The organism is Ruegeria sp. R13_0 (genome assembly GCF_017743995.1).
Taxonomy (GTDB): Bacteria; Pseudomonadota; Alphaproteobacteria; order Rhodobacterales; family Rhodobacteraceae; genus Ruegeria.
Window position 1 is genome coordinate 1 of the sequence record NZ_JAGHRB010000036.1, and the last position, 10963, is coordinate 10963.

Below are 10963 nucleotides of genomic sequence, written 5' to 3' on the forward strand. Positions count from 1 at the left end.
TGCGGAACCCATCAGGGCCAGCGGTCAAAACCGCGCAAAAAGGCCGGACACATGACTGCTTCTGACAAATGCACAAATCAGGTCAAAAAGGACTTGCTATGCAGGAGCCATCCACACATGCCATTCGGAGGGGCCAAACAGCGCAGTTTCACATCACCCTTTCGCTGCGCACGGCTTCAACAAATCAAGACACGGACAAATCGAGCGTTCATGCTCTGGCCATGCATAGCAGCACTCGCAACGGCAGTTTACCATCTCAATAGATTGAGGGCACTGCCGCCAGTCCATTGGGCGGCTCAGACCCCAAAACGAAGAATGCTGCGAAGTGCTTGAAGCGGAGCGCCCTGTTCAAAGTCGACATTGCCAGCGTCGGTATCCGTCTAGCAATTCTCAATCGTGTGTATGTGCAGTGGGGTCACCGGGGAACTGGGGAACACCTCGGTGCGGCCCAACAATGCAGCCATTGTTTCGACTGTCGTCTTCACTTCTTGGGCCGGATCCTGGTCGATGATGGCGTCTATCAGCCCGGCACGCAGCAACCGGCGCCTTTCGCTGGTCAGTTCATGGGTAACATACACAATGTCTTCTTGTCGCTTCAGGGCAGCGAGCGAGTCGACGATCGGTTGCGCGCCGGCAGATGCGTTGTAGATTCCCCGCGTCTGCGGATTGCGCTTGATGGCCTGAAAGGCCAGATCACCCGCGAGATCTCCACACTCGCGGCTCTCCAAGATTTCCGACACGCAGACCCGTGGGTAGCGGTCCGCCAAAACCTCGCGAAACCCCTCCACGCGCTCTCGGTGGCCGATCATGCTCAGCAGCCCGGCTATGACGATCACGTCGCCACCCCCGGTCCCCAGAAAACGACCCATCAAATCGCCCGCAATCCGTCCTGCCTTTCTGTTGTCGGGGCCAACATAGAGGTGCGGCCCGATTCCATGCATGTCGGTCGCGAGGGTGATGACCGGCTTTCCCGTGCCGCTGAACGCCGTGAGCGCGGAGGCGATTTCGACGTCATAGGCGCTGACAATCACGATACCGTCATGAAGCGGGGCAAGGTCGGTAATTTGTCGAGCGATTCTATCGCTGCGACCCGGATCAATATGATACATGCGAAACTGCATGTTGAATTGAGGATAGGCCCGATTGGCGACCTCGAAACCGTTCTGGATCTCGGCATGGAACGTGTTTTCCGGTGATTGGGCGAGGACGGCAACGCGCAATGTTCGCGCGGGCCGCTGGCGCAGCGCCCGATCAAGCCCGAGGCGTCGTGCGGCGGCCAGCACGGCTTGTTCCTTTTCCTCCGTGACACCACCACGATCGTTGAGCACCCGATCGACGGTCGAGGCAGAAACGCCGGCCGCTTTGGCAACGTCGCGGGCGGTGGTTTTGCTGCCCATCCTCTGCCCTCCTCGGTTTGAAGAAATTTCTTCAAAGATGCCGTATTTCCAAATCTGGGGCCAGCGTATTCTCCACGTGAGCTGGAGATTCCCGATTGAGAAGCATAAGTGATTGACCTTGCCGTTTTTGGAACCGGACGGATTGGCCAGGTTCACACAAAGAACCTCGCAGCGCTGCCCGGCGTTCGCGTAAAATACCTTGTTGATCCAATTGCCAGCCCTGCGCAGGACGATCTGATCCGGCGTACCGGAGCGGCCATTGTGGAACCGGACGAGGTCTTCGCCGACCGGAATGTGGCCGGCGTGGTGATCGCCAGCTCGACCGACAGCCACGCGAAGCTTCTGCTTGACGGGGTGGCGGCGCAAAAGGCGATTTTCTGCGAAAAGCCGATCAGTCTGGATTTTTCCACGGTCACCAAGGTTGCTGCCGCAGCCGAGGCTTCAGCACTGCCGGTGATGCTGGGGTTCCAGCGCCGCTATGACCCCAACTTCCGTGCCGTGCGCGACCGCATCGCTGACGGCACTGCCGGGCGCCTAGAGCAACTGGTGATGCACACCCGTGATCCCGGCCCGCCGTCGATCGCTTATGTGAAGGTCTCGGGTGGGATGCTGCGTGACCAGGCGATCCACGATTTCGACCAGGCCCGCTTCATGACCGCCGAGGAAATTACTTCGATCTATGCGGTCGGCAATTGCCAGGTTGACCCAGAGATCGGCGCGGCTGGCGATATTGATAGCCTGCTGGTGACGATGACAATTGCGTCCGGCCGCATGGTTCAGATGTCTAACAACCGGCGCGGGCCGCTTGGCTATGACCAGCGGCTGGAAGCCCATTGCGCCAACGAAGTGCTGTTCATCGACAACCGGCCGCAGAACGACATCCGCATCGCCGCCGCCTCCGGTTTGCTTTCGGCCCCACCGATGGACTACTTCATCGCCCGGTTCGAAATTGCCTATCGCGCGGAAATGCTCGCCTTCGTCGACATGATCCGCAACGGCACCAAGCCGCTGGCGAACGTCCGCGATGGGCTTGAGGCGCAGCGTCTGGCCGAAGCAGCGCTTATCTCGATCAACACAGGTCACCCAGTGAAGCTGACCCCCGACTGGCAACCATGAGGCCCGCCATGACAAAATCAAACCTTCCCGATGGAGTCCGCCTTGGCGTCGCTCCGCTGTCCTGGACCAATGACGTTCTCGATGATCTGGGCGGAGATACCCCGCTTGAAACTTGTCTCGCCGAGGCTGCCGAAAACGGCTACGCGGGCATCGAGCTCGGTCGTAAGTTCCCGCGCGACGCCGGAACGCTGAAGCCCCTGCTTGACGTCCATGGGCTGACGCTGGCATCCGGGTGGCATTCCGGTTTCCTGACCGAACGCGACGTCGCGGACGAAATGGCCGACGTTGCACCACACGCCAAACTGCTCAGCACCCTCGGCGTTGAGGTCATGGTCTACGGCCCTGTCGGCACAATGGCAGAGGGGGCGCTCGACGTGCCGATGTCGCGCCGGCTGACGCTCGACGACGACCAAGCGGCCAAATATGCTGATCGCCTGAAAGCATTCGATGCCCGACTGAATGCGGAATACGGGCTCAGGATGGCCTATCACCACCACCTGATGATGGTTCTGGAGACGTTCGACGAAGTCTGCAAGGTTATCGACCGTGCCCAATGCGGTTTGCTTGTCGATACGGGCCACGCCTACGCCGGCGGTTTCGACTATGCCAAGCTCTTCGACCGGTTCGGCGACCTCGTCCGGCACGTCCACCTTAAAGACGTGCGTGCCGACCGGCTGGAAGAGGTGCGCGCAAAAGACCTGTCGTTCAATGACGCGGTGCGGATGGGCATGTTCACCGTGCCCGGCGACGGTGCCCTCGATTTCATGCCAGTCGCCGATTTCGTCCGGAATTCGGGCTACCAGGGCTGGCTCGTCGTCGAGGCCGAGCAGGATCCGTCGCGCCAAGAAGCCGAACCGAAGGCCGCAACTAAGCGCGCTTATGACCACATCAATTCACTTTTCTGAGGAACTGACATGACCAAGCACCTCAATATCGGGCTGATCGGCTCGGGCTTCATGGGGCAGGCCCACGCCGACGCCTACGCCCGCGCCAAGCTGCTTTACCGCGACCTGCCGGCCATACCGCATCTCTACATGCTGGCGGACGCCACCGAGGACTTGGCCGCTGCCGCCGCCGCGCGATTTGGCTTCGAGAAACACACTGGCGACTGGCGCGCGTTGGTCAATGACCCGAACGTGGACGTGGTCGACATCACCTCGCCCAACGCCATGCACCACGACGTGGCCATGGCGGCGATTGCGGCGGGCAAGCACGTCTATTGCGAGAAACCCCTCTCGGTCACCCTTGCCGAAGCCGAGGAAATGGCCGCCGCTGCCAAGGCCAAGGGCGTGAAGACTATGGTCGCGTTCAACAACGTGAAGACCCCGGCCGCGATGCTGGCCAAGCAACTCATCGACCGCGGCGACATCGGCACCCCGATGCGGTTCCGCGGCTGGTTCGACCAGGGCTTCTTCAACGACCCGGAGCTGCCGTTTTCCTGGCGCTGCACCCGCAAGGAGGCGGGCTCCGGCGCCCTCGGTGATCTCGGCAGCCACGTGATCTCGGTCGCGCAATACCTCATCGGCGACATCGACAGCACCATCGCCCAGACCCAGACCTACTTTCCCACCCGTCCCGTACCGCAGGGCGGATCCGGCTACGGGGCCGAGGCCAGAGCCGATGCCCCGCGCGCCGAGGTCGAGAACGAAGACCAGATCCAGGCCCTCATCCGCTTTAAATCCGGTGCGGGCGGTACCATCGAAGCGAGCCGCGTGGCCGCCGGAAAGGTCTTTGGGATCTACTGGGAAGTCTCGGGCACCGAGGGCACCATCATCATGGATGGCGAGCGGTTCAACGAGCTGAGAATCTCGCGCTTTAACGACCCGAAACCTGATCGGGGCTTCAAGACGATCTATGCCGGCTCACAGGTGCCGCAGTTTTCCGCGTTCTTCGGCTTCGACTTTGCCGGTGGCGGATTGGGCTATTTCGACGTGAAGGTTATAGAGGTGCGCGACCTGATTGAGGGGATCGTAAAACAGGACGACTGCCACCCGAACTTCCAGTTCGGCCTCGAGAACGAAAAAGTTGTCGACGCGATGGAGCGAAGTGTAAAAACCCGGAACTGGGAAATGGTCTGAAACAAGATTGATTTCGTAGCCTCAGGGCTGTCGGAATTGCGCGCTTCGCCGTTTGCACAATCCGAAACGAGGCTTCGATCTTTGCCCCTTTGGGAATAGCTGTGTTGCGATGCGCCGGAACTGAACATTTGCCAACTCGTCCCCTCCAATTGGGGAGGACGAATTGGCTGCGCGGGGCACAAATGGAAGGTTTTCTCGCCGCATGACAGCACTCCGCCAAATGCATATGCTGCAATTTTCCGCTGCATGCGCACGCAGCTCAGAATTGCAATGGCGAGGTTGGGCTCGCAGTCAGATTTCGCCGCCTGCGACCTGAGCATCGGCTCATTGACATCCAACGGCAGCGCACCGTCAACGGCTCTGCAAGATCATGGATTTGGTGAGATTGACGATTGGCCGGTTCCGATCTTCCCGCCGCGTTGGCACTGCTGCGCGAGCATTCGGCGGCGAAGAGCCCATATCTGCAAAATGCTGCACGTAGCACTAATGGCCACGAAACACCGGAAAGCAGACCTTGGTGACCACGAAGTCGACGCAATGCACCAATTTAGTGGGAACCGCTAAAAAGTTGGTCCGAAAGTCCAACCGAGCGCAACGACCAGCCCGCAAAGTGTCGCCTCTATCAAGTTGACCATGCTTCCAGGTTTTGCTGAACGAATTGATCGATGGGAGTCGGCATCGAGCCGGTCAATTTGTACACATTGTCGGCGACACGATCCTCTGATCCGCCAGCGATTGCACCGTCCATTGCCGCGAGTGTTTTTGCATATTCCTCCGGCAATCCGTGACTCTGATGACGTTCCCCCAGTTCATCGACGGTCAAGCGATGGTGGACGATCTTCCGCCCCAACTGTTTGCTTAGTGTTTCTGCAACCACATCATAGGAAATCGCTTCGGGACCAGTGAGTATGTAGTCGGTGTTTTTGACAGAATGTGCGACCAGCAAAGCTGTTGCGCAGGCCGCAATGTCATCTGCATCGATAAAGCCAATTTGGCCGTCATCTGTCGCCGTGTAGATGGCAGACTCATCGCGGATTGGGTCTCGATGATGAAGTTCCGAGAAGTTCTGCATGAACCAGGTTGGTCGCAATACGGCCCATTCTTGGGCGTTGGAGCGCAGCCAGCCGTGCACCGCGCCCATCATCGGCCCACCTTCTTCCAGCGACGACGCACTCAGCAGCACGAAGCGCGTGACGCCTGAAGCAAGTGCTGCCTCCAGCCCCGCTCGCATAGCCCCAAGTGAATCTACAGTGTCAGTCGGTGCTACGAGATAAACGGCCCCAACACCTTCGAGAGCATCGTTGAAGGTCGACGAGTCTTTCCAGTCGAAGCGCACCTCACCTTCGTTTTGAGGGCTGCGTGTCCCAATGCGAGGAGTGAGCCCTTTAGCACGCAGTTGCTTAACGACGCGGCTGCCTGTTTTGCCGGTGCCACCGGTGACAAGGATAGAATTAGTCATTGATAAAGTCCCCAAGTTTTGATTTCAGAACGTCGATCCCTCCGACGGCATTCAGCAGAACCAGAGGGTTCCAGTAGTCACGGAATCGCACGATGCGTCCGTTTTTGATCTGAATGACCGAGATATAGCTCTGGTCATAGCGCCCTGCATCGCCCGCACCCGTGCAGGAAAATTCTAGAACAAAAGTCTCGCCGTCTTTGGAGGCATGCGTGATCGCGGGGCTCATGGTTTCAAAGTGGATCAGTGCACCCACCTTCGGCAGATAGTTTGCCAGGACGCCGCGGCCCCGCAATGTTCGAACCGAGCCTTCTGGTGAAAACGGGAACTCGAACACAATGTTCTCGTCACACATATCCAGAAAGTTCTCGCCTGCATCTGCGGTGATTGCATCTCCAAGAGCATGACGCAGCATGGCGCCAAAGCTTGGTATGGTGTTTGTATCAGACATGATCTTTCCTAACTTTGAACTGAGCCCATGTCGGGACGGTTTTAAGAAAAGTGGCGGCTTGGGTCATGGCGCTTTTCCGAGCTGCATGATGAGCACGCCTGCAATCGACAGCACAGCACCTGAAATGCGGAAAAAGTCTGCTGGCCGAGGCTCGTTCCCCAGAAGACCGTTTTGGTCCAGAGCAAGTGCCATCGTCATTTGCCCGGCGACAACCGCGGCAATAAAAGCGGCGGCCCCAAAGCGTGGGATCAGAACCATGGTCGCCATCACGTAAATGACACCGATCACACCTCCGACCCACGCCCAGGGAGGAGCCGCATATAGAGAGGGCAAGCTTGGCAATGTCGGGCGAAGCCACACGAGGGCAACAACCAGGAAAACGAATGAAATTCCAAATGATAACATTGTGGCCCAAAGAGGATGGCCAGCAGCACGGCTAAGTTCGGCGTTCATTCCGGCATGGATCGGTATCAAGGCGCCGCAAAGCAGAGGCGCAAACCACAGAAGTGCGATTTTCAGATCCATCTTCACGTCCTTTCAGAAAACTTCACGATCCTATTGCGGCATCGTTCAGTTTGCTTCAGAGTGCGATGGAACGATACCGTTTCGTCGCATGTATGGGAGAATCACGATGGAACGCAATAGTTCCGACGTAAACAAAATTACTCGACCGCGTCGGAAGCCGGCCGGGGCCGCCGTTTTGCAAGACAAGGTAACGGAAGCCATTCAGCGCGCTTTGTTCGAGGAATGGGCAGAAACAGGGTACTCTGCGCTGCGCATGGAGCGTATTGCGGCACGCGCAGGCGTCGGGAAAGCGGCGCTTTACCGTCGAAGCAAATCCAAATTTGAGCTTGTGACCGAAGCGGTAAAATCAACGGCGACGCGCATTACCCCAATTCCGGACACCGGATCCTTTGAGGGCGACGTTGCCATGATGTTGCGCCGAATGGCTGCAACTTTGCGACACCCGCTTGTTCGGCGCATCCTTCCGGATCTTCATGCAGAGCACGCCCGCTCAGATGAGCTTGCTGAGCTGCTGGAGAGTGTGACACGTGACCGGCGCGCCCAAGCAATGGTTATGTTGGACAGGGCCGTCCAACGTTGTGAACTTTCGGAACAAACTGATCGGCGGATGGTTTTAGATATGCTTATTGCACCGCTCTACTGGCATGTCATCGTTCAGCACAGATCTGTCAGGCCCACCGACATCAGAAGATTTACGAATCTAGTGCTCAGCGTATCGAGCTGAACTAGTTCCCATGATGACATCGTTTGGTCTCGATGAGGACAACTAATCGCTGAACTTGTATGGCGATAACCGCAGAAAGCGGACCCTGGAGTCCAGAAAACCAATGTCGGCAAAGTCCCGCGACCTGTGAGTTGCCCCCAAATTTTTCGCTGCAATGTTTGCGAACGGCTGGTTTTCCCGCCGCGCGGCAGCGTCACTTAGAGCGCAAATGCGGCGATTTTCCTGCTGCGTGCGCGCGCAGCGAAAAAATCAAATTCACAGTATGGGCTCAAATGGCTTGTTCAAGGTCACTGCAGAAACAGGCGGCAAAGAGCCTGTAGTGCAGAGACCGCGGCTGGAATAAGTGCCTGCTTTTCGACCCAAGCGCAGCAGTCACAGATTGACCACATTCGATAGGTAACCACCAATTATATGAGGAAAATTATCTTACTATTTATTATTGCCTCAGCCGCATTTGCGGCGTGGCAGTTCAAACTGATGAGAACTGCAAACCAACAGCTTGTTGTAGCCGAGCAGCGGGTTGCAGATGCAATTTCTGCCGGAACCAATAACCTAAATTTCAGCGACCTTGTCGATCTTCGGAAGCTGCCAGCAAACATCGGTGATGTTCCAAACTTAAAGTACCTGAACGCACGGGGAACCAGCTTGAGCGATCTGACCGGGCTGGAAGGTAACGCGACGCTCGAACATCTTGACGTGAACTTGACACGAGTTTCCGATCTCAAACCGCTTCAGGGCTTGCCGAACCTGAAGTTGGTTTATCTTCATGGTACCTGGGTGTCCGATGTGTCGCCCATCGCAGCAATACCGTCACTTGAGCGTCTTGACATTGGCGAGACACAAATTGACACGCTACGGCCAGTTACACAGATCAAAAGTTTGGTCTGGTTGAATCTTCACAACAGCCACGCGCTTGATGGGTCTCGTGAGCACTTTGCCATCCTAGAGGAGCGTCCATTTCTTGAGTTGTCAGGTGGGAGCGCCTACCGCCAAGACTATCGACCGGGTTGGCAGTACAACGCAATGCAGCGCCTGTCGCGCCTGAGAGAAGAACTTGGCCTCTGATGACTGCCCGTTCAAGGGCAGCGCAATCTTCTCGAAAAACAGAAAGCGGTCCTTTGCCTGCCTGCAGACAAGGTCTGCTCAGTCCCGTTTGCGACCTGTTGCATAAGCAAAAGGCCGAAGGGCAACCAATGGCCGGCAGGGGCTCTGACCGTCAGCTAGTGGTCTCCGCAAATATGATGTGGAGTTCGACGGGCTTTTGGTTGCTATTTGAGCACCATTTCCAAGAAAAGCAGGCGCGACGTCTCAGGCGATAAGTCCAGTTTTGGAAGCTCAGCATAGCCAACTAAAGAAATAGTAGGCGGCGCCATGATTTGGTCTCATTTTGACTCCGCGACCACTCTATCCGGCATACATGCCACTCACGAAGAAACCGCTACAGCACAACGCGTTAGACCCCCTCAGCGCGCATCTGTACCTCCCCCTGGCTATCAACAATGGATGTGCTGTAGCGGTTAGTTTTGGTTCGTCATTCCGGGATTGAATATCCGTTCTTTACCCAAAACTGACGAATGCAGATGCAGCGACCAAATTGCCCGCTAACGGCATCTGTGGGTGGCTCCTGCATTGCAAGTGTTTTCTGGCGATTTTTGCGGTTGTTTTTGTCAGTACCGTCGTCTGTCCGGCCTGTTTATGTTTTGGCATTGCCTCCACTGGCCCTGTTGAGTTCCGCAAGCGAGGTTCCAATCGGCTTATCGACCTCTAAGAGCCGCTGCCGTTCCCGGAGTGTCCTTGCTCTTGGTTGACTTACTTCCGCATCATCACTTCAACGTCTTGCATTTTGTAGGCAGTCAGCGTGGTTAGAACGCAGGCTGCCTGTATTCCTGTTTCTTAGTCAGCATCGCCCAGATGGCCCGCGCCGCCTTGTTTGCCATTGCAGTTGTCGCCAGCCTGAAGGGCTTGTTGGCGATGATCTTTGCGGTCCAGAGATCGACTTTCTCTGGCGAACGTTTCGCCATCACAGCGCGGGATGTCATGCCCACGACCAGCAACTTGCGAATGTAGCGATCACCCTGCTTGGTGATCTTGCCAAGACGCTCCTTGCCGCCGCTGGATTTATTGAGAGGGGTCAGCCCCAGCCATGCCGCCAGATCGCGCCCTGTGCGGAATTGTTTTGCGTCCCCAATCGTAGCGACAATGGCCGATGCCGTGATTGGTCCAATCCCTGGCATGCGCATCAACCTGCGCGCATCTGCGTTGAGTAGCGCGTGTTGCTCGATCATCTTGGAATAGCCTTCGATGCGCTCGTTCAGCCCGATGAACTGATAGCACTGGATGCCAAGCATACCGTTCGCGATCTCAGGCATATCCGGGTAGTCACCGTTCAGGTGGCGCTTTGCAAAGGTCGTCACTGCCTCAATCCCGATGGGCAAGATATGCCCGAACTCACGCAGCAAGCTACGGATCATGTTGGCCAACTGGGTGCGCTGCCGGACCGCCAAATCCCGCGTACGATGGATCGACAGAATGGCCTGCTGATCTTCAGTCTTGATATCTACGAAGCGCATGGTCGGACGGCGGACCGCCTCGCAAATCGCTTCTGCGTCGACAGCATCGTTCTTTCCGCGCTTCACATACGGTTTGACATATCCGGCAGGCATGAGCTTCACATCATGGCCGAGCTTGCGCAGCTGACGGCCCCAGTGATGGGATGAACCGCAGGCTTCCATGCCAACCGTGCACGGTGGCAGCGTCTCAAAGAACGCCAGCAGCTTCGAGCGTTTGATCGCCCTGTTGAAGATAACGCGTCCATTCTCCGAAATGCCGTGTACTTGAAAAACATCCTTGGCCAAATCCAGGCCTACGGTCTTTACTGACATTGGGTGGCTCCTTTCCTAGCAGTCGTTGATAACTGCACTTTGGCACAATCGATGCCGGTGGAGCAGGAGCCACCCACCTCATCCGCTCAGGGCTCTGACTACCGGTTGGTGCAAACCGCAGAGAAAATCCGGTGCGAGCCAAAGTACCGAATGCTGCAAGTTGCTCAAACGTCGGCTAAGGGTTATTCGGCGTATAGAGAATTCCGCAATAGGTTGGAGACGTTTTTTTCGTCTCTATCCAACAAACTACAATCATGGGATATGCCTTGATATTTGATACGATCCCTTACCGACCCAAAGAAGCCGAATATTGGGACACTCTTGGTCGTGAAGT

General features: G+C 56.8%; 10 protein-coding genes. 5 read left to right on the top strand and 5 right to left on the bottom strand.

Annotated elements, in window-relative coordinates:
* Positions 1 to 380: 380 nt before the first annotated feature.
* Positions 381 to 1397, bottom strand: a complete 1017-nt coding sequence (locus tag J7394_RS22515; RefSeq protein ID WP_209256202.1) for a LacI family DNA-binding transcriptional regulator — start codon at positions 1395 to 1397, stop codon at positions 381 to 383.
* 108 nt (positions 1398 to 1505) lie between these two features.
* Here J7394_RS22515 and J7394_RS23230 point away from each other — a divergent pair, with 108 nt between their 5' ends.
* From J7394_RS23230 to J7394_RS22530, 3 genes are read left to right on the top strand one after another with little or no spacing between them, the layout of a single operon-like run.
* Positions 1506 to 2513: a Gfo/Idh/MocA family oxidoreductase gene (locus J7394_RS23230; RefSeq protein WP_209256203.1), complete on the top strand. Its 1008-nt coding sequence runs from the start codon at positions 1506 to 1508 to the stop codon at positions 2511 to 2513.
* A gap of 8 nt (positions 2514 to 2521) precedes the next feature.
* The gene (gene iolE / locus J7394_RS22525; RefSeq protein ID WP_209256204.1) at positions 2522 to 3418 is read left to right on the top strand and encodes a myo-inosose-2 dehydratase; all 897 of its coding nucleotides are present in this window, start codon (positions 2522 to 2524) and stop codon (positions 3416 to 3418) included.
* 9 nt (positions 3419 to 3427) lie between these two features.
* The gene (locus tag J7394_RS22530) at positions 3428 to 4591 is read left to right on the top strand and encodes a Gfo/Idh/MocA family protein (protein ID WP_209256205.1); all 1164 of its coding nucleotides are present in this window, start codon (positions 3428 to 3430) and stop codon (positions 4589 to 4591) included.
* A 622-nt stretch (positions 4592 to 5213) separates the two neighbouring features.
* On the opposite strand, the gene J7394_RS22535 is transcribed toward J7394_RS22530, so the two are convergent.
* The 3 genes from J7394_RS22535 to J7394_RS22545 form a co-directional block, all read right to left on the bottom strand.
* Complete coding sequence (locus J7394_RS22535) at positions 5214 to 6050, bottom strand: ergot alkaloid biosynthesis protein (protein ID WP_209256206.1); 837 nt, start codon at positions 6048 to 6050, stop codon at positions 5214 to 5216.
* Complete coding sequence (locus tag J7394_RS22540; protein ID WP_209256207.1) at positions 6043 to 6498, bottom strand: nuclear transport factor 2 family protein; 456 nt, start codon at positions 6496 to 6498, stop codon at positions 6043 to 6045. Before J7394_RS22540 ends, J7394_RS22535 begins: the two co-directional genes overlap by 8 nt.
* A 63-nt stretch (positions 6499 to 6561) precedes the next feature.
* Positions 6562 to 7023, bottom strand: a complete 462-nt coding sequence (locus J7394_RS22545) for a DMT family transporter (RefSeq protein ID WP_209256208.1) — start codon at positions 7021 to 7023, stop codon at positions 6562 to 6564.
* A 106-nt stretch (positions 7024 to 7129) separates the two neighbouring features.
* Here J7394_RS22545 and J7394_RS22550 point away from each other — a divergent pair, with 106 nt between their 5' ends.
* Together J7394_RS22550 and J7394_RS22555 are read left to right on the top strand one after the other, a co-directional pair.
* Positions 7130 to 7747 (top strand): TetR/AcrR family transcriptional regulator, encoded by a 618-nt coding sequence (locus tag J7394_RS22550; RefSeq protein ID WP_209256209.1) that lies wholly within the window; start codon positions 7130 to 7132, stop codon positions 7745 to 7747.
* Positions 7748 to 8158: 411 nt separating this feature from the next.
* Positions 8159 to 8812: a leucine-rich repeat domain-containing protein gene (locus J7394_RS22555; protein ID WP_247748383.1), complete on the top strand. Its 654-nt coding sequence runs from the start codon at positions 8159 to 8161 to the stop codon at positions 8810 to 8812.
* A 797-nt stretch (positions 8813 to 9609) separates the two neighbouring features.
* On the opposite strand, the gene J7394_RS22560 is transcribed toward J7394_RS22555, so the two are convergent.
* The gene (locus tag J7394_RS22560; protein WP_209256210.1) at positions 9610 to 10629 is read right to left on the bottom strand and encodes an IS110 family transposase; all 1020 of its coding nucleotides are present in this window, start codon (positions 10627 to 10629) and stop codon (positions 9610 to 9612) included.
* Positions 10630 to 10963 lie beyond the last annotated feature (334 nt).